The 22,072-nt window shown below is 38.9% G+C and carries 19 protein-coding genes; 7 read left to right on the top strand and 12 right to left on the bottom strand.

Going from position 1 to position 22,072, the window contains the following annotated elements; translation table 11 throughout:
- Positions 1-85 precede the first annotated feature (85 nt).
- Positions 86-709, bottom strand: a complete 624-nt coding sequence (locus FVA72_RS06015; protein ID WP_036958498.1) for an SDR family oxidoreductase — start codon at positions 707-709, stop codon at positions 86-88.
- Positions 710-1,191: 482 nt separating this feature from the next.
- On the opposite strand from FVA72_RS06015, the gene FVA72_RS06010 reads away from it, so the two are divergent.
- The 3 genes from FVA72_RS06010 (at position 1,192) to FVA72_RS06000 (ending at position 6,460) form a co-directional block, all read left to right on the top strand.
- Entirely contained in the window at positions 1,192-1,938 is a 747-nt protein-coding gene (locus FVA72_RS06010; protein ID WP_004262381.1) for a Slam-dependent surface lipoprotein, read from the top strand.
- A gap of 79 nt (positions 1,939-2,017) precedes the next feature.
- Positions 2,018-3,472, top strand: a complete 1,455-nt coding sequence (locus tag FVA72_RS06005) for a porin family protein (RefSeq protein ID WP_036958532.1) — start codon at positions 2,018-2,020, stop codon at positions 3,470-3,472.
- A 24-nt stretch (positions 3,473-3,496) separates the two neighbouring features.
- Positions 3,497-6,460 (top strand): TonB-dependent receptor plug domain-containing protein, encoded by a 2,964-nt coding sequence (locus FVA72_RS06000; protein WP_110592204.1) that lies wholly within the window; start codon positions 3,497-3,499, stop codon positions 6,458-6,460.
- Between the two features lie 77 nt (positions 6,461-6,537).
- On the opposite strand, the gene FVA72_RS05995 is transcribed toward FVA72_RS06000, so the two are convergent.
- On the bottom strand, positions 6,538-6,984 hold the full coding sequence (locus FVA72_RS05995; RefSeq protein WP_004262388.1) for a GNAT family N-acetyltransferase: 447 nt from the start codon (positions 6,982-6,984) through the stop codon (positions 6,538-6,540).
- Between the two features lie 810 nt (positions 6,985-7,794).
- On the opposite strand from FVA72_RS05995, the gene FVA72_RS05990 reads away from it, so the two are divergent.
- The 4 genes from FVA72_RS05990 to FVA72_RS05975 all read left to right on the top strand — a co-directional run bounded on the left by FVA72_RS05990 (position 7,795) and on the right by FVA72_RS05975 (position 12,175).
- Positions 7,795-8,583, top strand: a complete 789-nt coding sequence (locus FVA72_RS05990) for a DUF3100 domain-containing protein (RefSeq protein WP_036958500.1) — start codon at positions 7,795-7,797, stop codon at positions 8,581-8,583.
- A 12-nt stretch (positions 8,584-8,595) separates the two neighbouring features.
- Positions 8,596-9,072 (top strand): hypothetical protein, encoded by a 477-nt coding sequence (locus FVA72_RS05985; protein WP_094961301.1) that lies wholly within the window; start codon positions 8,596-8,598, stop codon positions 9,070-9,072.
- 18 nt (positions 9,073-9,090) lie between these two features.
- Positions 9,091-10,416, top strand: a complete 1,326-nt coding sequence (locus FVA72_RS05980; RefSeq protein WP_110592205.1) for an amidohydrolase — start codon at positions 9,091-9,093, stop codon at positions 10,414-10,416.
- A 580-nt stretch (positions 10,417-10,996) separates the two neighbouring features.
- Complete coding sequence (locus FVA72_RS05975) at positions 10,997-12,175, top strand: M20 metallopeptidase family protein (protein WP_110592206.1); 1,179 nt, start codon at positions 10,997-10,999, stop codon at positions 12,173-12,175.
- Positions 12,176-12,281: 106 nt separating this feature from the next.
- Here FVA72_RS05975 and FVA72_RS05970 read toward each other — a convergent pair whose 3' ends face one another.
- From FVA72_RS05970 to FVA72_RS05925, 10 genes are all read right to left on the bottom strand, one after another.
- On the bottom strand, positions 12,282-13,259 hold the full coding sequence (locus tag FVA72_RS05970; RefSeq protein ID WP_004262401.1) for a LysR substrate-binding domain-containing protein: 978 nt from the start codon (positions 13,257-13,259) through the stop codon (positions 12,282-12,284).
- 389 nt (positions 13,260-13,648) lie between these two features.
- Positions 13,649-13,897 carry a helix-turn-helix domain-containing protein gene (locus tag FVA72_RS05965; protein WP_110592207.1) on the bottom strand — a complete coding sequence of 83 codons (249 nt, stop codon included), beginning with the start codon at positions 13,895-13,897 and terminating at the stop codon, positions 13,649-13,651.
- Between the two features lie 215 nt (positions 13,898-14,112).
- A complete protein-coding gene (locus FVA72_RS05960; RefSeq protein WP_110592208.1) occupies positions 14,113-14,643 on the bottom strand; it encodes a fimbrial protein in 531 nt (176 codons plus the stop codon).
- A 30-nt stretch (positions 14,644-14,673) separates the two neighbouring features.
- Positions 14,674-15,204 carry a fimbrial protein gene (locus tag FVA72_RS05955; protein ID WP_110592209.1) on the bottom strand — a complete coding sequence of 177 codons (531 nt, stop codon included), beginning with the start codon at positions 15,202-15,204 and terminating at the stop codon, positions 14,674-14,676.
- A gap of 211 nt (positions 15,205-15,415) precedes the next feature.
- Entirely contained in the window at positions 15,416-15,958 is a 543-nt protein-coding gene (locus tag FVA72_RS05950; protein ID WP_110592210.1) for a fimbrial protein, read from the bottom strand.
- A gap of 58 nt (positions 15,959-16,016) precedes the next feature.
- The gene (locus FVA72_RS05945; RefSeq protein ID WP_165119663.1) at positions 16,017-16,580 is read right to left on the bottom strand and encodes a fimbrial protein; all 564 of its coding nucleotides are present in this window, start codon (positions 16,578-16,580) and stop codon (positions 16,017-16,019) included.
- 20 nt (positions 16,581-16,600) lie between these two features.
- Positions 16,601-17,713, bottom strand: coding sequence for a fimbrial protein (locus FVA72_RS05940; protein ID WP_110592212.1), 1,113 nt, complete (start codon positions 17,711-17,713; stop codon positions 16,601-16,603).
- 13 nt (positions 17,714-17,726) lie between these two features.
- Complete coding sequence (locus FVA72_RS05935) at positions 17,727-20,306, bottom strand: fimbria/pilus outer membrane usher protein (RefSeq protein WP_110592213.1); 2,580 nt, start codon at positions 20,304-20,306, stop codon at positions 17,727-17,729.
- A gap of 101 nt (positions 20,307-20,407) precedes the next feature.
- Positions 20,408-21,112, bottom strand: a complete 705-nt coding sequence (locus FVA72_RS05930; RefSeq protein WP_137018917.1) for a fimbrial biogenesis chaperone — start codon at positions 21,110-21,112, stop codon at positions 20,408-20,410.
- Between the two features lie 59 nt (positions 21,113-21,171).
- A complete protein-coding gene (locus FVA72_RS05925) occupies positions 21,172-21,690 on the bottom strand; it encodes a fimbrial protein (RefSeq protein ID WP_094961292.1) in 519 nt (172 codons plus the stop codon).
- Positions 21,691-22,072: the final 382 nt, after the last annotated feature.

Genomic DNA, 22,072 nt, shown 5'->3' with positions numbered 1-22,072 from the left:
AAATTATGCGAGTCTAAGGCAATAAACAAATAATTGAGGATAGTTATGATGTCGTTGTCACTATGCAAAAAAATCCTTGGTTTTATTAAGAGGGTGTCAGACCGGGTTGTACCACGCTATAAATTTGTTTTTTCAATTCCCCTTGCTTAGCCAACTGGTAAACATGTGAAGCAACATCCGCGCGCATCACTAAACCATGAACCTCAACCTCTTGTTGAAGAACTGCTTTTCCCGTTGGTTCACCATGTAATAACCCACCAGGGCGAATAATCACATAATCTAACGAGCTAGTTTGTAGCCATGATTCCGCAAGGGATTTTTCTCTCACTGCCTGACCAAACGCAGCGCGTGACCGAGCAGATAAATAAGGCCATGAATCTCCACAGCCTAATGACGTAACTAACACCATGCGAGATATACCCGCTTGCTCGGCACAATCAATCACCGTACGGTGAGCTAAATAATCTTGCGTACCTCCCATGGTTGAAATAACTGTGGCATTTGTTCCTGCGGCATGGCATGCAGCTTTAACCACCTCGCTATCACAAGCATCGCCGATGAAAACTTGCACCCCTACAGCCTCTAACGCTGCTGCAGATTGCCTATTACGTACAACTGCGATGACAGGATGTTTCTCTGCTATTGCCAACTGAGCAATCTGATGGCCAACACCTTTTCCACCAGCGCCAAAAATTAACCATGGTGCCATTACTTTATCCCTTAGCATTTTGAGTAAATATTAATCTAATAGTGATCGGTAAAAGCTAAATTACCACACCATTAATGATAATGCGCCTTATTTTCATTTACTATTTTAATTTATTTAGCCCGCCATTGACTAGCGCCGATGATGAAACAGTAAACAACACTAACTTTAATGTTTTTTATGTAACTCTTTTAATCAAACACATTAAAATGTGACTAGTTTAACTTTTTTATTAAAAAATAATTATCATAAAAATTGATAAACCAACAAATTAATTACAAAAATAAATCGTAATATCAACAACTAACAATAAACTAAATACCACTATCCCATTGATACCCATAATTATTTTAATGTTAATGCGAAGAATTATCATTTGCATTTATATTATTATTTGATTTAATAACTCTCGTCATATATATGCGAAATAATAATTTCTTAATCAATAGTATCGTTAATATCTTTAATAAAAATGGAGTATTTCGATGAAAAAGTTAAATATTATCGCTCTAGCACTCGCAACCTGCACAATGACTTTTGGTGCTTCTGCAGCAATCGGTTCTGGCCAAAGCCAACCTTTCGATCCCAATGAACCTTCCATTCGTGTTGGAGCGACAGAAGGAACCGGTGGTGGACATGGTGGTGCTGCGGGTGATCCTGGTATTGGTGTGCAATCTGTTTACGGTGGAAAAATCATTTCATTCTCTGGGTTAACAAAAATGGCGCCAAAACAACCAGGGAATGAAGCACATGTGGTCTCTATGCCTAATAGCTCTGGTTCACATGACAAAATGGGCGTATTTAACTTTGCAAAAGTAGCAGATGCAGAAGTCTATTTCGGCGAATGGTCATCAACCGGACAAGCTAGTGACACAACACACACGGCTTACTACTCTGGTAAAGATGTCACCACCAATATGCCAACAGCGGGCACTGCGGAATACTCTGTTAAAGGGATAAGCCAATATAATGGAGGTGCCCTAGCCGCAGGTACTCTGACAGCCAACTTTGGAACTAAATCCTTAGCAGGGAATATTGGTGCAACCAATATTAATGCCACCATAAATAACAATGCCACTTTCGCCGGAGCGGCTACTCTTAATGGTGAATCAGGCTCAACAAATGGGCACTTCTTTGGCGACCAAGCTAAACATATTGCAGGGGTAACTGAATTTAGCGACCACAGCAAAGATATGGCCTTTGGTGGAAGCCGTGGGAATATCTCCCAGTAATCCGTAAATTAACCTCAGTGGCCAACCATAAAACGTGACAGGTAGTTGGCCACAGCCTTTTATTACCGAAGCTAATCCTATGCGATATCTGCTATTACCCCCTGCCATTATGATGCTTATGGTTGCGTTCTCTGCATTTCCAGCTAGCTTGGATACTGACCGAGAACAGCTGTTATGGCAAAAAGATAAACAAAATTATCGTGATAAAAGTGCAGTTGTCCCCAATAAAGACCAATTGCTACTCCCTGATGACCTATCAATAAAACTAAATGGGGAAAACTATACCCTAAAAAATAACGCTCAAGACTTAGGACAGGCAATTTATCTGGCAATCAACCATCGGCAATTTCAAGACGTACAACGCTTATTGCCTCGCTACCAGCAACTAACTGATGCGGACCCATTGCTTATTTTATTTGCAAAAGCAGAAACTGCTAAAGCGCAAAACCATTACCCTGAAGCAATTGCCCACTACCAACAAATACTGGCACTTTCACCAAAGTTTCTTCGCATTAAATTGGAACTTGCCCGGGCTTATTTTGAAGATAATCAAAATAAGGAGTCTTTGGCTTTATTCCAAAATTTAATCAACGATGAAACACTCGCATTACCTGCCAGTGTAAAGCAAACAATTCAACAATTTATTGATGCTATAGAAAACCGTACTGCTTGGACAGGAAGCCTCTCTTTTGGCTATAAATACAACAGTAATATCAACCAAGTTCCTGATAAAAATAAAGTTTGGGAAACTCCGGGGGGAACCTGGAAAATGGCTAACCCTAAGTCATCGCCAGGGCTCACCTATGACGCAAGCCTAAGTAAAATTATTCCTATCTCGAGCAACCATTCCCTGCAAATCAAGGGAACATCTTATGGCGACCGCTATCCTCACTATGCTGAATTCAGTGAAAACACTTCTTCTTTAGCAACTTTATATCGTTTTAATGATGCAAATACGACTATCGCCTTTGGCCCATTAATTGAATTAAAAACGGTTAATGAAAAGCGCCGTTATTTAGGTATGGGCGGCAAAATTGAAGCCGACTACCAATTTACACCTCGGGTTATCCTCAGTACCTCCGCTGACTACCAACAACTTCATTACCAAAAACCGTATGACAGTGCTGATGGCAATCGAAGTAGCCTACATCTAACGGGTGTCTATGGTATTACCCCAGATACTTCCCTCTTTTTAGGGGCTGATGCAACTCGTCTCACGACTGAAGTTCGTAGTGATGATTATGACCAGCTAGGCATCCGAGGCGGCTTGTATACCGTACTCACACCCGATATTCATTTACTGGCACTCGCAACTTATCGAGAAAGCCAATTCAAGGCCTTCAACCAAATGTTGAATGTAAAACGCCATGATAAAGAAGCTATGTATTTTGCGCGACTCAGCTTTCCAAATTATTCATTGCTCACATTCACGCCTTATACCAGTTACCGCTTTCGTGACAATCGCAGTTCCGCGGATGGAATTTACTCCTACCACCAGCACGAAATTTCTATTGGGTTAGAAACCCGCTTTTAAGCGTTATGGCACAGAGAAAACACTATGTATAAATACAAATTAACACCTATTACTACTGCAATTATTACTGCTCTTTTGATTCCAATAACCGCTTTAGGGGAAAAAGAAGAACACCTCGGCACCATTACCGTTCAAGATTCAGCAAAAACCATCAAAGAACGGGATCAACAAGGTTACGATGACCAATATGATGCCAAAGGTTCTAAAATTTATTTAGGAAAAGACCTTGTTGAACGTTATAAAGGCACCAGTACTGCAGATGTGCTAAATAGTGCAGTTGGTGTCTATAGCGGTGATGCAAGAAACAGTGGTGCGTTAGACCCAAATATTCGAGGGATCCAAGGGCAAGAGCGCGTTCCTGTCACGGTTGACGGCACAGAACAATCACTCACCGTTTATCGGGGTTATAATGGCGCAAATAACCGTAACTATGTGGACCCAAACCTCATTAGTAGCATTGAGATTGAAAAAAGTGGTTCTCTCGCTGGCGATATAAAAACCTCTGTCGGTGGAGGGATAGCCATCAGAACCATAGGGATAGATGATGTTGTTGCACCGGATGAAAAGTTTGGTGTCAGCTTAAAATTGGAAACCAGCAGTAATTCAACTCGTGAACGTATTCCCCACTATGGTTATGGCGAAGATTACCGAGATCACCCTGAGATTTATAAAAATAAGAACTCTGTCCTTTCCGACCCCGTTGTTAACATCACACCGAAATCCCGAGGAAATGCTCAATTTTTCAATTTTAAAGATAACGGAGGAAGGATCGCGGTTGGGACCCGACAAGAAAAATTTGATTTAATGGCCGCCTATGCTTATCGCCGGCAAGGTAACTACTTTGCGGGGAAAAATGGCGCTCACCGTTATAAAGAATCTGTTCAATTAAATGAACAACAAACAGTACAGCAACAACTTGGCCCAGACCCTTATTTACCTTTTGCCGCGAATGTATTTCGCCCCGGAAAAGAAGTGACTAATACCTCTAATAAGCTGGAATCCTATTTAGTCAAAACCAATTTATATCTCACTGAAAACCAAGCATTACACCTTGGCTTTCGCCGGAGTGAAAGTACCTATGGTGAAATTATGCCTTCACGTTTAGGATTTGCTGAGCTGGAAGGAAAACAAGTATTACCACAATGGCCATTAGCTCACTTTACGGTCAATGCCTATAATGCGGAATACAAATGGAAACCCGAAGATAATCAATGGATTGACCTAAATGCAAATGTGTGGATGACGCATTCGGTAGGAGATACCAACACCTCTGGCGGTTACCCGCGAGAACCTAAAGAACGTGATTGGGGGTTTGAATATGGTTATGGTGATGGAAAAGATCCTAACATTGATGGAACTTTAATTAATACCGCAGCAACCAATTCTGAAAATGACCGTATTGGATTTAATTTACGCAATACCATGGCGCTCACGCCCGATCTCGATTTAACCATTCGCGGCTCAATGCTCAAAGAAAAATTAGACTCTAACGACGTACCACCATCGCAGACGGCTAGCCCGTTTATTGCCCTTCCACGTAAAGGACATCGGCAAGAAACCAGTATTGCCTTTAACTTTAACTATCGTCCAACGAGTTGGCTGGAATTGGATGCTGGTGCAAAATATATTGATGGCTGGACAGAGGATGATTACTTAAAAGAGCAAATGCGCAATCGAACCAAAGGTTTTCAAAACCCTGATGAGCGACTTGCAAAACAGATCAATTACAACCGAATTTTAACTCAAGAAGAATATAATAAGGCTGTTGCCAATGGTTACCAACCCTTCAATGGTGCCTATCAAAATAAACAAATCTTACTCAAAACAATAGGACTTGATGATACGAACTATACCGTTTTCATCACCAAGAGAAAAAACTCTCAGCACCCAGAAGAAAATGGCGTTTTAGACGTTAATTTCCGCACTGAATGGAAATCAGATAACGATGGGCGCTATACCACCAAAACGAACCCTTTCCATAACGGAACTTTTGACTCTCAAGCTCGCGCAGTCGACCCAGTAACCGGTAAAGAAGTTTATGTGTATGGTTCAAGTTACTCACACCCATCAGATGACATCAAACGTGAACTTACTGAAGAAGAAAAATGGAAATTCTCAGGCAAGCAAAAAAGCCATGGCTGGGCCCCCGCTTTTGGTGCCAATATTTGGTTGTCTGATAACGACCGTGTTTATGCACGTTACATTGAAACAGTACGCTTACCGAGTATCTTCGAAAGTAGCATTGGATTTGCAGGCGAAAGTGAAGCTCGTAAAGAGAGAATGGCATTTAAACCCGAACGTGCAAAAACCTTTGAATTTGGTTATTCACGTAATTTACAAGGTTTACTCGGAGCAGAACGCCATGCCGATGTTAAAATAGGCTATTACCATACGGTCATTGAAAATGCATTTGACCGCGATGGGCGTCTTAATTTCGTTCAAGTAAAAGAACATAAAACCGCAGGGATTGAAGCCTTAGCTCGCTACGATAATGGTGGGGTATTTATGGATATTGGTGTTGATTACCGCCTCAAAAATGAGGTTTGTGATGACTCCGCGCCCGCTAATTTAGACCCAACTAACCGTTATAATCTCTCCCAATGTACAACAGCAGGTTTCCCCGGTGGCTTTTTACGCACACAATTACAGCCTAAATATGCGATTAACTCCAACCTAGGCATGCGCTTTATGGATGAAGATCTCGAAGTGGGAACACGTTTACGTTATACCAGTAGTGTGCAAAATAAAGATGAACGCAAACTGATGCAACAGTTCCCGGGAAGTTATTCGATGGCGAACAACAGCCCAATGCACTGGACACCCACCTTTACAGCGGATGCCTATGCAAGTTACCAAATTGACAAAAATATTAATGTCGAATTCTTAGTAACCAACTTAACTGATCGTTATTATATCGACCCACTGACACGTAGTATGATGCCAGCCCCGGGCCGCACACTACGCTTAGGATTAAATGCGCAATTTTAGATAAATACTGCCGATTTACCGCTCTATAAATATCCGCTGCTAACTTTTAGTTGGAGTGGATATTTATCACTTTAGTATCAGAAAAATAACCGCATAATAGTTTCATCAAATTCATCTTGCTCAACAACAGAAAAGCCAAATTGTTCAAAAAAAGGTTTCATGATGTCATTACCTTCGACATAGCAAATTGATACGGACTTATATTTGCCCAAATTTTTAATTTCCTCGAGAACTAGCGGAATAGCCCTAGAACCAAAACCTTTTCTTTGATGTTTTATATCAATCATCAATTGATCAATAAACACCTCTTCAGGCCTACCATTTTCATGGTTTGAATAATATTGAACAAAGCCAACAGGCTCATCATCAACATAGATACCTCGATTAATATAATAATCAAAAAATTTTGAGGCTGCGATTGACTCTGAGTTAAGAGCGACAAAGTCTTCCTGCTCTTTGGTTATTTCGAGACATATGATATCCACCCAATTGTCTTTGGTGATATCTTTTAGGGTAATGGCCATAAACACCTTACTTTAGATTTACCGATTACAATACCGTTGTGATAAAAGGATGACTCACCATAAATTAACAATAAATACTTTTTTGTTCGCGCCATTCGTGCCTTTGTATTTTTTGAGATGCTATAAACAAATAGCAGTTGATATGTTACGGATAACATTAATATCAGCATTTAGACTAAAATAAAATTTCGACTCATTTATTGCTTTCTAATTAATGAATATTCAGAATTGCGATCCAAGTCAAATATCACTGCCAAATACAATATTATTGTAATTTATAAAATTTTTTTGAAAGAAAAACAAAAAAACGCACTGGTTTATTAAACTAATAATTAAATTTAAATCAGATTAAAGTAGAACTTAAAACCCAAAAATACAACAACAAAACCCAGTGAATCCTCAATTTTCACCATTATGCAAACTCAACAAAAATAAAACCTTTTCATATAAAAATACATAAAACCTGAACAACCTCACATTTATTAGGTATTTGATAACTCTTCGCATTAATGCATCTGAAAATAAAAATCACTTATGAAACAACATGTTAAAAATTTAATAAATTTTTGTATCGCACTGAAAAATAAAAATATTTTTAATATTGAAATGCGAAAAACAATTCAAAGACTCCATTTTTATTAATTATTTTAATTTATTGATTTTAACCATGCCTTTTCGGCATGGTTAAGAGACTTTCGGAATATTGTCAGGAAAATAGTTTCATGGATAGTATGAATACGAAAATGATGCATTTTTATTATAAATATATACGAATAACTCTTAAAAACATTTCCAATGAAAGGTAACACTATGGGTATATTAAAAGATAGTAAGTTGCTTTTGGTTAGCTTACTTATCATTCTTCTTTCGGAAGCTATAGGGCAAATTAAAATCAGTTTAGTCATGGTTTTTCCAATGCTTTATTCCATGTTGATGGGTGGTATTATCAGTTTTCCAAAATTCAAAATTCTCAGCGAAAAAAACATGGCACACGCTAGCTCTATAATGAGTGTCGCGTTAGTTATCTTAATCGCAAAATTAAGCACCTCCGTTGGTGCATCTTGGGAAAAAATTATTCAAGCCGGTGGCGCATTAATATTGCAAGAAATCGGTCACTTTATCGGTACCATTTTACTTGGTTTACCACTTGCTATCATGTTAGGCATGGGCCGTGAAGCTGTTGGTGCGACCTACTCTATCGGTCGTGAACCTAATATTGCCATTATTGAAGCCAAATATGGTTTAAGTTCACCAGAAGGCCGTGGTGTTATGGCAATGTATATTTGCGGAACATTGTACGGAGCCGTTTGGATGGGCATCATCGCCAGTGTTATCGCTGGACTCGATATTATGAGCCCTCTCGCTTTAGCAATGGGAGCCGGAGTCGGAAGTGGCTCGATGCTAGCTGCGTCAGTCGCACCATTATTGGAGCTTTATCCTGAACACGCTGCGGATATTCAAGCATTTTCATCCTCCGCAAACTTGATGTCTTCAGTATTAGGTCTGTACATCTATATTTTCTTCTCCTTACCGTTTGCCTCTTTCTTATACAACAAGTTGAAAAGAAAACGTGCAACAGCATCAGCAGATACAGAATAAGGATATAAGATCATGAAAAAGATGGCAGAAATCGCAATAATCATCGTGTTAGTCATCATCTTCACTTCACTGGGTGATGCACTCGGCGGTTCAATTTATGGCCGCGGTAGCTTTGGCACAGTCTTTAGTGACTCACTTATCGCCATGGCATTATTAGGGGGGATGTCATTTGTGGCATACTTAATTGCACAAATCCCACCATTAGGTAAGTTACCTGTAATTTTCTGGGTATCTTTAATTGCTGCCGGTTTGTGTTCACCGTTATTCCCTTACGATAAAGAAATGATCGCAATGACAGGTAAAATATCACTTGCTGTTATTAGTACGACGGTACTTGCATTTGCCGGTCTTTCACTCGGTAAAGATATTGATAAATTTAAAGCTATTTCATGGCGCATCATCCCAGTTTCACTGGCGGTCTTTACGGGAACATTCTTATTCGCTGCACTTATTGGTCAAGTGACACTTTCATGGAGCGGCGTTATCTAACAAGAGGAAATATTTACCATGACAATGACCAAAGACCAATTGAAAGCCATCGTCTGCGAGACAATTGCATCCCATAAAAGGGATATAAAGAAATTAGCAGATGATATTTGGGCAGAGCCTGAGCTAGGCTACAAAGAAATCAAAACAGCAAAAAAAGTGGAAGCTGCATTTTCTGCGCTAGGCGTTAATTACCGAAACCAACTCGCATTAACAGGTGTTAAGGCGCGCCTAAAAGGTGGAAAAGGGAGTAAACATAGTATTGCTGTGATTGGTGAGCTCGATGCGATTATTTGTGCAGAACACCCAGAAGCCGATGATTTAACGGGTGCTGCCCATTGCTGCGGGCACAATGCTCAAATCGCTAATATGATGGCTGTGACTATTGGTCTGGTTAAGTCAGGTGCTATGCAATACCTCGCGGGAGACGTCGTTCCTTTCGCCGTTCCCGCTGAGGAGTATGTTGAACTGGCTTATCGTAATAAACTGATTGAACAAGGAAAAATTAGTTATATCGGCGGTAAGCCAGAGCTGATATCTCTTGGTGAATTTGATGATATCGATATGGCGATGCAAATTCATTTAACCAGTGTCAAACCAGAACGTGATACCGGTTTTATTGAAATGTCGACCACCACCAATGGGTTTATTGGCAAGTTGATTAATTACAAAGGGAAAGCATCTCATGCTGCGGCTGCCCCTCACTTAGGTGTCAATGCCCTCAATGCCGCAATGATGGGGATTATGGGAGTGAATGCGATCCGCGAGACCTTCCAAGAAAAAGATTATATTCGTTTTCATCCAATCATCACGCAAGGCGGCGATTTGGTCAATGTCACCCCAAGTGATGTCCGTATGGAAAGTTATGTCCGAGCGTCAAATGTCCCTGCAATGATTGATGCGAATGAGCGTATTACTCGCGCATTGGTTGCTGGTGCAATGTCTGTCGGTGCAGAGGTAGAAGTCAAAGATTTACCGGGTTACCTCCCACTGTATAACAACGATACGTTGAACCATTTGTTGCAGCAAAATGCCCATGACTTGATTGGTGAAGAAAATGTTTGGGTTGCTGGGCACATGACGGGAAGCACGGATACAGGTGACTTATCACATATCATGCCAGTGAGTCACCCATGGATTGGCGCAATTCGTGGTGGTTTGCATGGTAAAGATTACGTTGTTTTTGATGATGATATGGCCTATATCCGCCCAGCTCAAATGATGGCAATGGCAATTATTGACCTGTTATTTGATGATGCATCCCAAGCTGATGAGATGTTAGCTGATTACACCCCATTAATGAGCAAAGAGGAATACCTCTCATTTATCGGCTCTTTTAAGAACTAATTATTAAAATATTCCCCTTATTGCTATGTTAATTATAATAAGGGGAATATGATTTTTTTAGCTTTTATCCCACCTTTAAAATTTTTTCTTCGCATTAATTAATTTCTTTTTACATTCGCCATCTCATTTAAAAAAATTTCTAAAATCATGCCAATCACCGCCCTACTTTAAATAAAAAATTTAACTTAAACCCTATTCAGGCTCGCTTTAAAATATAAATATCCTTAATATTAAAATTGAAAAATAAAATCATAACAAATTGATATAAAAGGATTTTAATTGAAATGATGATTTTTTATTATTATTTTAATAAATTACCATCCTTATTATTCATGAGCCATGCAATACTGATATGATATAAACACGATCTCCGTCACGCTCACTTTTTTAATATCCACGCTAAAATTGACCTATAAATTGATAGATAAAAAATAACGAGTAGAAGTAGAAATCACCCTATTTCTGAATCTAGTTTTTAAAATACACATAAATTAAATGAGCGTGCTGTTCATTATTCCATGCTCACACCAGGGGCCCTTTAACAGCATTAAAAACGCTTTTGTATACGGGATAAAACGTAATGACCAATAAATACAATATCAGTGAAAAGCTCTTTGCTTTAGAAACATTTAGCAAAAAAACACGTCAGGATTTACATAAGATCCCTGAATTGTCTGGGCAAGAATTCAAAACCTCACAATATTGCCGTGAATTGATGGAAAGCTTTGGCTATAACATTCGTTTATTCGAAGGCTACACAGGTTTTACCGCTGAATTGATTGTCGACCCAACAAAGCTCTTGATTGCCTATCGTACTGATATCGATGGCCTTGAAATGCCTGATTTAACGTGCAATGAGCACAGTTCTGTCCATGAAGGTTGCGCTCATAACTGTGGACATGATACCCACATGACCATCGCCTTAACGGCAGCAAAGTACCTCAGTGAAAACCGTTCTGAACTCACCCATAACGTCCGCTTTATCTTCCAAATGGCAGAAGAAGATATGCGTGTGCCAGGTGCTAACAAAATGGTAGAAATGGGGTGTATGGAAGGTGTCGACGAAGTTTACGGCCTACACAATGATGCTGCATTTGAAACGGGTTATATTAAATTTAATTCTGGGGTTATGTCTTCATACGGCTCAGCGTGGACGCTAGATGTCCACGGTGTTTCTGCCCACGGCTCAACCCCTCATAAAGGGTTAGATGCTATCCGCGAAACAACGCGTATCATTGATTATATGGACTACATTGTTGCCAAAAAAACTGATCCTTTCAGCCCTGCCGTATTTGGTTGCGGCATGATTAACGGCGGAACCATCCCAAATGCGCTGGCGGATCATGTGCAAGCACGCGGAACGATCCGTTCAATGGATGAAGAAACGGACAAAATATTAAAAGCCAGCTTCCATGAAATTGTGGCTCGTAGTGAAGCCGGTGGGTTTAAAACAACACTGGAAGCCAGCGGATATCCTGCCGTTGTCAACCACCCACAAGCAGCCAAAGTGATTTATGATGCCGCTGCCGCCTTCTTACCGATTGAGCAGATTGATTCAAATGGTAAGCCAATGACTGGCAGTGAAGACTTCAGTTATATGATCAATGCCACTAAAGATAAACTCGGTGCCATGTACTTCTTAGGAAGTGGTAATCAAGCAAAAGGGATTAATAATTACTTACATGCTAACCCTTATTTTGTTGATGACGATTGTTTACTGATTGGCGCTCAAATTTTTATTAATATTGCCACTCGTTAGAATAAATATAATACACACAGTAATACTAAAGCCGAGTAAATTGAAGTGCCCCCCAATAGTTGGACAATCAATTACTCGGCTTTTTTCTTAGTCATTCACTTATAAGTTACAATTCTGGCAATTCTCGGTATAACTGATCACGCTCGCTTTGTTCTGTAGGTACCCATTGATTCGGCTGATGAATATAATTCAAATCAAGGTGAGGTGCATAATGAGAGATAAAATCATACATATAATCTTTTAAATGCATGTGCCGGTTAATACATACATGTGTATAACTTGGTTTTACTAAGTGACTGATATCAATACAACGTAATGCTTCGCTATCTTCCTCTGGGTCAAAAGCCACGGTTGAAATAATACCGACCCCAGCACCCCGTTTTACGTAGTATTTAATTATTTCAGTATCTACGGCAGTTAAAACAACATTTGGCGTTAATTTATGTTGATAAAAGACTTGGTCGAGCTTTGAATGCCCTGTAAAACCAAAAACATAAGTAATTAGTGGGTAGCCTGCAAGGTCTTCAATCTTAAGCTGCTCACATTGAGCCAATGGGTGGTCATGTGGAACAATAATACTGCGAGACCATTGGTAACAAGGCATCACCAATAAATCATCATAAAGGTGCATAGACTCGGTCGCAATGGCAAAGTCCACATCGCCATTGTTTACCATCTCTGCAATCTGAGCAGGCGCACCTTGATGGAAATGCAAAGAAATATTGGGGTAGCGTGTGTTAAAACGCTCAATCACTTGAGGCAATTTATAGCGGATCTGTGTGTGAGTAGTTGCAATATGCAGGTTCTGTTTTATCGTCGAGTCTTCATGAGACACGATACTTTTAATTTTATCGAACTGCGCAAGAATATCACACGCAACATGATGAACTTTTTCACCAATCGGGCTCAGCGACAATAAGTTATTATTTTTTCGATTGAATAATGAAACGTTTAACTCATCTTCCAATATTTTAAGTTGTTTACTGACAGTTGGCTGAGAGGTATACAATTTTTCAGCCGCATTGGTGATATTAAAATCACTCCTCACTACTTCAACAAAGCTTTTAAGCTGACTAATGTTCATTACTGGGGTATCCAATGTAAAATGGATTAAAAATAAGATTTAAAAAGTATAGCTGTAGCACAATATTTTTGTGCGATTATTATACCATAAGCAACCAGCCAGCTAGAAGCATCCTTTTAGCATTGCTGAGTTAGCATTTACATTTTTCACAAGATCCCCAAATAATACCGTTTCTATTCGTCCCAAAAAACATAATACTGCTATAACCATAGCAATATATGTAAACTAAACATACTTTTTTATAAAACAGACAGATATTATAAATAAGCATAGGAGCTTATTTGTTGCCATCTTTTTTGATGTTTTCATCAAGTATAAACAGATTATGTCTACATATGTTGATTTTTAATAGCTCCTCTCTCAAGAAGCTATTAAATTTAATATTCAACTTATAATGGGTAGCCAAGATCAGTTTCATGCCCCAAAAAGTAATTTAAGTCACATTCCAGTATATTTGCAAATATACATAAACGATAAATAGTGAAATTCTGTGTTCCTCTTTCATAGCGTGAAATTTGTTGTTGGCTCAAGCCTGATTTTTTCCCCAATGTACTCGCAGACCAACCTAAAAGAAGGCGGCGTTTGCGAACCTGCTGCCCAATAAAACTATTAGAAATTTCAGTGTGATATACGCTCATACGTACTGTCCTAATTATAACGACACTATTATTTTTAGTGTTGTAGCCTTAAAGTTTAACGCCCTGATATGCTATAAAAAAGCGTATTCGAGATTTACAACTTCCAATAAACTTATATTTCTCAAATAAAAAAACAATCATAAACTCATATAATAAAAGTTATTAAACCATTATTATTAGATTAATTAACACACTATTATTTTTCTATATTAAAATTAACGATAATTAACGCTAAACTCTGCATTTACATTCACTTTACCGTTAGTGATATCACTCGTCTTAATTAATGCACCATTATATGTTAATAATTGTTCACTACTTGATGAATTAAAACGCCATGTCACTACTTTACCTGAAGGGTTCTGAACTTCCCCATTTGTTGATTTAATACGCAGTGCTATTCCTTTTGCTGAATCCTGGCTCGTAGAATCTAATGCAAAATAATCCGCATTAAAACTATCTGGGGTACCACTCATCGAAACATCAGCAACTGCGGTTGATTCACAATTTTGTAGTTTAATCGTAAATGGTTTCTCGGCTACAACACTTCCTGAAGGGTAACTCACCGGCACATTGACCCTTTTAAAATCAACAGTTTGATCTTTTGATCCGGTATCAACCTCGCATCCCATCAATTTTATTTTGCCTTTAATCTGAACAGAAGCATCCAAAGCCAGTGCCCCTGATGAAAAGAAGCTTATACCTGCAACTAAAACAGTTCCCCTGAATAAACGGCTTATGTTCATCCTCTCTCTCCCATATTAAATAGCTATTATTTATTGATACCCAATACTGATATCAATACTCGCTTGTGCGAGACCACCATCAACATTCCCTGTTTTATACAAAGTGGCTTCATATTCTAATGGCTGTGCCGTCGATGACCACTCAACAACTGTACCATCGGGTTTTTGCTTTTTATTCTTGTCCCCTTTTACGTTCACACCATAAACCAACCCTTGCGCACTGCCAGTGCCACTATTAATGGCAAAGTATTCAGGAAAGCCAGTATCAGCCTTACCAGACATACTCACAGAAACTTTATTAATTGTTCCCACGCAACTAGATAATTTTAATGAAAATGGCTGAGTGACCAAGCCAGAAAGACCAGTTCCACTTTTCGTCGTTGTTACTGTTTTAAAATCGATTTCTTGATTCTTACCACTATTTCCAAATTCAACATCACACCCTGTAACAACTGCATTTCCAGTAAAATTTAACGATAAATCACTAGCTGATGAAAATAGAGGGCATAGCGAAAAAACTATGCCAAAAATATAACAATACCTATACGAATATAATTTCATAATCAGTCCAAATAATAATCGCAAATCAAAATTAACGAATAAAGATGCTAGTTCTTGAATTAATCATTGCCTTATAATATGCATATAAATTATTTAATCACTTCTATAGTAAAAGTAGATAAATTAAATTTTCATGTCGTTTTAAGAGAATAAAACGACAATGCCATCAGTTATTTTAAATATCTATAACACCATTCAATCTATTAATATTTTATTTATATGCTACGCTAACTTCGGCAACTGAACGAACATCCCCCCCGGTTATCGTATCTAACGTTTTAACTAGTTCAGCACGATAAGGTAAAGTCACGCTAGCCCCTGAAAGACTTCCCCAAACAACCGTATCACCGACTGGCTTCTGGACTTTTTCTCCACCGGTTGTTTTCGCAATAATTTTAACACCAACGCCTTTGGACATATTTGTACCTTTATCAATCGCAAACAGTTCTCCACCGGCTAAATCCGTATCAGCAGTACCTTTCATTGAAACATCAATGCCCTTCAAGTCTGCACAATTTTGAAATTGCAGATTAAAATCTTTTTTAGCTATTGAGCTCCCTTTGACCGCATTTTTAACTACGGTAACATCTGAAAAGTCAACTAATTGGTCTTTACCTGTGCCTGTTGAAATATCACAACCCGCCAATTTTATTGTTGCTTTCAATGTTAATGTTGCATCAGCCGCTTGTGCGCCTGAAATTAAAGCGATACCTGCCATAGCGCTTATTAGCGTTAATACAAAAGTTTTTTTCATTTATATAACCTTTGGTTCTATATTATTAGAAGTAATATTTTTAAATAGAAAATTAATACTAATTATATTTCACAGTAACATTCACAAGCCCTGTAATTGCTCCCGCAGTTACTGCACCGGTTTTATATAATGTGGCTTTAAAAGGAATATTATTTGTTGCTGCTGTTTTTGCCCACAAAACCTCTTTTCCTGGTGATTGAACAGTTTTTGCTGTATCTGTTCCCTTAATACCAACCGCTAAGCCACCAGCTTTCCCCGCACCTTCATCGATAGAATAGTAATCAGCAAATCCCGTCACAGCTTTGGTTGTATCCATCACTAAGCTGATATTCTTAAGGTTCACGCAATTGGTAAAATCTAAAGAAAAATCCACATCTTTTAAGGCCGAAGACCCTGTCCCACCTGCTGTCGCTTTTGCCAAATCCACAGTACCGAAAGCAATCGCTTTTGTTTTACTGCTAGCAGAGATATCACACCCTGTTACCACAACATTTCCACTAAAGTTCAAAGTAATATCCGCTGCATGTGCTGCACCACTGACTGCAATCAATAATGATAAAACACCCACTTTTTTCATTTCCGACCACAGGAAATTACGACTACGCTCCATTGCCTTACTCATAATATTTATCTCCATTGTCATTATCTAAAGTCTAAACGCACAGTTACAATTGATGAATATTTACCAACCGCAGGGGCGAGACCAGTACTACTGAAAGGGTAAGTTTTGATAGTTACCGAACCATTTTGATTACTATCTAATTGCAAAGGGAGTTTCCCTGTAGTCGGTGTTAAGCGACCATTAGGCCCTTCTATTGCAATAGCAATATCTTTATTATCTGTACTAAAACCATCATTAGTTCGGTTTGAGTCAGCAGTACCAATAAAGCGCATATCTAAATTTGCATAAGCGTCCATATTTGAGCATTTTATGCTTAATGTTTTAGATTGCGGAACCACACCAGCGGGCATCCCTCCTTTACCTGCTGTCACGAAAGCTCGCTGGGGGACATTATTGAACGGAATAGAAATACTCTGGCCCGCATTAATCTCACAGGACTGCGGAGCAGTAATATCTATGCTAACTCCGATTATAGCTATTGGCGTTCCTGGCACTTGAACGTCTAATGACGCCTGAAGTGTTAACAACCAGGGTTCAGAATAAGAAACTCTTCCCACAAATGGTTTCTTGATGTAAACATCTATTTTCCCTTTACCTCCACTCGTTATCGTTTCCTTAATATAACTTTTGCCAAAAGAATTGAGATCAGTATTGGGACACACCCCCTCCGGTGTCTTATTGGATATTTCATTGAATGGGACTGCACGCATAACTGTATCATTAATTGATTGATCCCAAATTGCCACATAAGCTTTAATGTCTATATACTCATTTACACTGTGCCAACCTGGTGCATGGCCCCCCACTGCTGCACCACCAGTTACATAATAGTTTCCCCAATAGTATGTCTGACCAATCCGTTGTCCAGGGGTACATGTACAAGTTATTTGGTATGATTTCCCTTCATTCCAAGTAAATTTTGATGGTAGCTCCACTCCCGCTTTATTAAATGCAGCATCAATCCCACCAGAAAGCATAAAATCATATTTAGCAGTAGATGTTGTTGGTTCACATATATCATAACGATGTGGTGTTGCAGCAAAAACATTGCCAGAAACCATCAAAAAAGAAGAAACCAACAAACTAGAAGCCCACAATCGCTTTGGAATATGAACATTAAATAACTTTCTCATTACAATCTCCCAATTACTGACATACCGCTTGAGTCTGGATAATACCAACGGTATCTTTACTCGATGGTTTCACAGGTAATTGATAATTAACGAAGCAACTCTGCGCTGCCTGACGTCCCCATTTAATTTCCAGCTTGCCGCTTTCCGGTAACCCACTGATAAATAACTGACCACCCTCTCCAACTATGGAACTATTCACTACTTTTTCATTGTTTTGCACTAGCTGTGCGGATGCGCCAAAAGGTATCACTGTGCCGTTTTTGTGTTTTAATGTGATCAATGCGCGATAACCAACTTGCGTGATAAATTCAACCTTGGAAATCGCACCTTTACTCGGCACAACACGCTTAGCGCTCTCTTGCAACTCTACATTGTCGCCTAATGTCCTTGTATCTAACTCAACATGGTTAAATCGATAGGCTTGAGCAAAAGGTAATACGGCATAACCCCGCCAGTCTGTTTTAACACCGGTATAACTTGTAATATTGGTATTTTTGGCACCAACCGCTTTCACTAATATTGCAGTTTCATTAATTGGTTGGGAAAGTGTTACACCATCTCCATGAATTAAAACTCCCCCTTCAACACCATAGTTTAACTGCCTAGAATCTTTACTATAGTTATAACCAAAATTCATATTACCGTAGCCACCGCGGTAGCTAAGACTGGCTCCACCACCGTTACCCTGCCCTTTAGAACCATAGCTCTCCTGAACGCTATAACTGAGGTTATTATCATCGAGTAATGTGCCTGATATCCCCGCTTGGTGAGTTGTGGGTCCATGGCGCTGGCTAACCATATTGTAAGTCGCCCATGTGTTAGGTAATAACGCAGAGAGTGGAAATGAACCATTGAAGCTGAAAATTTGGTCTGTTTCTCTTTGGTTTGGATATGTCGCTCGACTATAAGAAACACCATAATTTAAAGGGCCCCAGTTATTGTTATAACCTACTTGTAATCGAGTTTGCTTACCTTGCCCTTTCCAGAAATCTTGTCGGTTAGCAGAAAAATAGATAGACCCTAAATCTTTACCTAGTTGCTGCGTTAATGTTCCTTCAAGGCGATAGCGTCGGTGGTAAGAATAGCGGCTATCGTCTGCAAAATCCCAATCTTGATATCGACGCTCAACAGCTTCTTGGAAGGTATAAAACCCTTCTGTTGAATAACGGTACCCTAATAAACGAAAGTCCGTTCCCGTATTTGCAAAAGATTTAGAATACAATAAGCGATAAGATTGGCCTGTAGAGCCATTACCATATCGTGTTACATCTTCGCTATGAGCTGTTGTAATATCAAAAGAATATGCACCAAAATCGCCAATATTCTGACCAACCCCTAGCACCAGAGAACGGTAGCGTTCTGCAACTTGCAGGCCACCATAAGCGGTCAAGCTATTTAGGATCCCCCAAACAAGTGAGCCCTGCGTTATAAATGGCCGCTGGCTACTGTGACCATTACGATATTGCCCCGCTGAAAATGCGTACTTAATTTGCCCTTGACGACGCAAAACAGGCACACTCGCAAAGGGTTGAATAAAGTTTTGGATTGTTCCATCCGACTCTTTTATTTCTACTTCAAGGTCGCCACTCGCGGCGGTTGGATACAAATCAGTGATAGCAAATGGGCCAGGAGCCACATAACTCTGGTAAACGGTATATCCGTTTTGCTTAATCGTCACCGTCGCATTAGTACGTGCAATCCCACGTACCACAGGTGCATAGCCCTTCAGGCTGTCTGCTAGCATGTCATCATCGGTACCAATTTGTGCACCACGAATCTGTACACTGTCGAAAATATCGCCAGGTGTATAGGTATCCCCCATAATTATTTGCGACTTCAACTGAGTAATATACCGCTGGAGATAGGTATTAATATTTCTCCAGCTATTATTACCATTGCTACTGTTCCATGTTGAATAATTACGTAAGCGCCATGCCCCCACGTTAAGCCCAGAACGTAAACTCAAAAAATAGCTATCACTTGACTTATCACTAATATGACTGCCTGTGTTCGTCGAGTTACTCCCTGTAAAGCTATAATTTGTTAGTAGAGCAGGGATTCCTTCATCCCACATTGACGGGTCAATCGTTCCCTTTGCTAAATTGGTCAAAGATGCTTGTGGAAAGCTCAAATACAATCTCTGCTGATTAAAATCAAAATGAGATGATGCATAAGGGATAATTTTCTCAAAAGCTGAGAATGGCTTGCATTGAACGGGGTCCTTTCCATATTGTGCTAACTGTGGAAAGGCTTCAACACGTACACCATAAGCTTGTAGTTGTTCATATGATATACAAGGCTCAAGTGCTACGCTATCAGAGGAATAGCTTGCTTTATTCTCTCTGGTACTAAATTTTATATTCTGTTTCGCTACTGATTGTTCATTAACATAAATATCAACCAAATACTCACCAGGTAATTGGTCTACATCACCTTTTGATAATAAAGAAAAATCCGCAACGCTATTACTATTAATATTTTCTAAAAATTGAGAGTTAAACAATTCTTTGGCTAAAACAGGATAGGCGCTAAATATTCCCAATGTAATGCAAGAGAAGGCCAAAAAATTCTTTCTATATCGTGTTTTGTTCATTCCCTCGTTCCCTCTAATAAATATATTGCGCAAAAATTTCCATAAAAATTTAATAATAAAATGCACTAAAACGTTATTATTCTATTTAATATTTTGCTTGTTTATTGAAGTATTGCTTTTTGCAATTCAGAAGTACCGCCATAATCATTAATAGTTGTAAACACTACCTGAGCACCTATATTTACTTTTGATGGTAGTTTATAACTAGTACTACTCATTGGCAGGACAAGGTCGACTTTATCTATTTCACTACCATTCACTTTCACTTCACTTAATGTTACAGAAAAAGGCGTATTATTAACTATACGCAAGCTATCACCCTCTTTTTTCCATACCAGAGCCTTATAGGAATCCATTGGGTTACCTTTCAAACCAGCAGGTCTATAGAATAATTTCATTCTAGTTTTAATTGCTAGTTGTAAAGTATTAGCACTTTCTTCAGCTGGAGCGGGTGGAATAGCTTTTACATTGACATAATAAACCGATTCGCGATCTTCAGGTAAATTTCCACCAGCACGCACAATACGCAACATATTTTCTTTAACCGGGTCTAATTTAAAAAGTGGCGGTGTTATAATAAATGGAGTCTTATTATTCCCTGATGCATCTTCAACCCAGGACTGAATTAAATAAGTACTTTTATCATTGTTATTCTTTAAACTAAGATTAGCTTCTCTCTTTGAGCCATCAAATACAACACGGGTGGAACCGACAACGACACCACCAGCAGCATAAATAGAGAAACTAAAACACATGAGTAAAAAAACAAGTATTAACTTATTAATAAAAAGGCTATTAAGAATCATTACATCCCCTTCGAACAAAAAGCAGGCCACCGACATAGTGGCCTGAAGGAAATTCAGTATTATTTATATGTCAGGTTGAAGTCTGCTGTTGCATTAGCAGAACCCGCTTTCACATCTTTCTTAGTAGAAACATAAGCTGCTGAGAAATAAAGAGTATTTGAGCCAACTTGTAATGCAGTATCAGCAGTCGCTGTACCTAAAGCTAATTTTTTACCTTTACCGTCATAGATTGCCACACCAACGTTTTCAGCTGCACCTTGGCCGCCATCAAGTGCTAAAAGTGTTGCATCATCTCCGTTAGCCTGGCCCGCGAATGAAACAGCTACATTCTTGAATTGCGCCACATCACAATTCAGCAAGCTGATTTGGAATTTCTTATCCGCTGATTTAGCTCCTGCATCTGCGAATGTAGCTGTTTTAACTTGAGCCATTTGAACAGTTTGGTCCCAAGAGTTCTGTGCTACCTCACATGGTGCAGTCACGATATCACCTACGAATTTAACTGTACCGTCTTTAGCATTAGCAACTTGACCAACACAAAGCGCAGCAAAAATAGCAGTAGCAATAATCTTTTTCATTTCTAATTCCTTTTTTACTGAATCAATATATAACCCAGTGTTAAAATATTTAATTTATTAATATATTATAGCTGTCACTACCACATTAATTCCCATTAATGTCTATGGTACCTGTTTAATCCATTAACTTATTAATCCTTATGCTATTAATCTGTCAAATAGAAATAGCGAGATACACTCTATGTAGTGAAATAGAGAAAAACATAGTTTCGTAAAGTTAGTTTCCATGATCGTCATTATCTATTAAAATTATATCATTCACCTCCTAGGTTTAGTTTAGGCTAATCTAATTATTAAGAATTGAAGGCTCTATTGTATTTTCCATAAAACAGTAGAGACATCTGAACACAGCCACAGTGCATAGGTGTATTTTGAGAGGAAT

Source organism: Providencia sp. PROV061, assembly GCF_011045655.1.
GTDB lineage: Bacteria > Pseudomonadota > Gammaproteobacteria > Enterobacterales > Enterobacteriaceae > Providencia > Providencia hangzhouensis.
Note: the sequence above shows the minus strand (reverse complement) of the source record. Positions and strands in the feature narration are given on the sequence as shown.

What these genes read in the sequence shown, in the direction of transcription:
- FVA72_RS06015 (WP_036958498.1), bottom strand. Translation starts at nt 709, where the DNA reads ATGGCACCATGGTTAATTTTTGGCGCTGGTGGAAAAGGTGTTGGCCAT.
- FVA72_RS06010 (WP_004262381.1), top strand. Translation starts at nt 1,192, where the DNA reads ATGAAAAAGTTAAATATTATCGCTCTAGCACTCGCAACCTGCACAATG.
- FVA72_RS06005 (WP_036958532.1), top strand. Translation starts at nt 2,018, where the DNA reads ATGCGATATCTGCTATTACCCCCTGCCATTATGATGCTTATGGTTGCG.
- FVA72_RS06000 (WP_110592204.1), top strand. Translation starts at nt 3,497, where the DNA reads ATGTATAAATACAAATTAACACCTATTACTACTGCAATTATTACTGCT.
- FVA72_RS05995 (WP_004262388.1), bottom strand. Translation starts at nt 6,984, where the DNA reads ATGGCCATTACCCTAAAAGATATCACCAAAGACAATTGGGTGGATATC.
- FVA72_RS05990 (WP_036958500.1), top strand. Translation starts at nt 7,795, where the DNA reads ATGGGTATATTAAAAGATAGTAAGTTGCTTTTGGTTAGCTTACTTATC.
- FVA72_RS05985 (WP_094961301.1), top strand. Translation starts at nt 8,596, where the DNA reads ATGAAAAAGATGGCAGAAATCGCAATAATCATCGTGTTAGTCATCATC.
- FVA72_RS05980 (WP_110592205.1), top strand. Translation starts at nt 9,091, where the DNA reads ATGACAATGACCAAAGACCAATTGAAAGCCATCGTCTGCGAGACAATT.
- FVA72_RS05975 (WP_110592206.1), top strand. Translation starts at nt 10,997, where the DNA reads ATGACCAATAAATACAATATCAGTGAAAAGCTCTTTGCTTTAGAAACA.
- FVA72_RS05970 (WP_004262401.1), bottom strand. Translation starts at nt 13,259, where the DNA reads ATGAACATTAGTCAGCTTAAAAGCTTTGTTGAAGTAGTGAGGAGTGAT.
- FVA72_RS05965 (WP_110592207.1), bottom strand. Translation starts at nt 13,897, where the DNA reads ATGAGCGTATATCACACTGAAATTTCTAATAGTTTTATTGGGCAGCAG.
- FVA72_RS05960 (WP_110592208.1), bottom strand. Translation starts at nt 14,643, where the DNA reads ATGAACATAAGCCGTTTATTCAGGGGAACTGTTTTAGTTGCAGGTATA.
- FVA72_RS05955 (WP_110592209.1), bottom strand. Translation starts at nt 15,204, where the DNA reads ATGAAATTATATTCGTATAGGTATTGTTATATTTTTGGCATAGTTTTT.
- FVA72_RS05950 (WP_110592210.1), bottom strand. Translation starts at nt 15,958, where the DNA reads ATGAAAAAAACTTTTGTATTAACGCTAATAAGCGCTATGGCAGGTATC.
- FVA72_RS05945 (WP_165119663.1), bottom strand. Translation starts at nt 16,580, where the DNA reads ATGAGTAAGGCAATGGAGCGTAGTCGTAATTTCCTGTGGTCGGAAATG.
- FVA72_RS05940 (WP_110592212.1), bottom strand. Translation starts at nt 17,713, where the DNA reads ATGAGAAAGTTATTTAATGTTCATATTCCAAAGCGATTGTGGGCTTCT.
- FVA72_RS05935 (WP_110592213.1), bottom strand. Translation starts at nt 20,306, where the DNA reads ATGAACAAAACACGATATAGAAAGAATTTTTTGGCCTTCTCTTGCATT.
- FVA72_RS05930 (WP_137018917.1), bottom strand. Translation starts at nt 21,112, where the DNA reads ATGATTCTTAATAGCCTTTTTATTAATAAGTTAATACTTGTTTTTTTA.
- FVA72_RS05925 (WP_094961292.1), bottom strand. Translation starts at nt 21,690, where the DNA reads ATGAAAAAGATTATTGCTACTGCTATTTTTGCTGCGCTTTGTGTTGGT.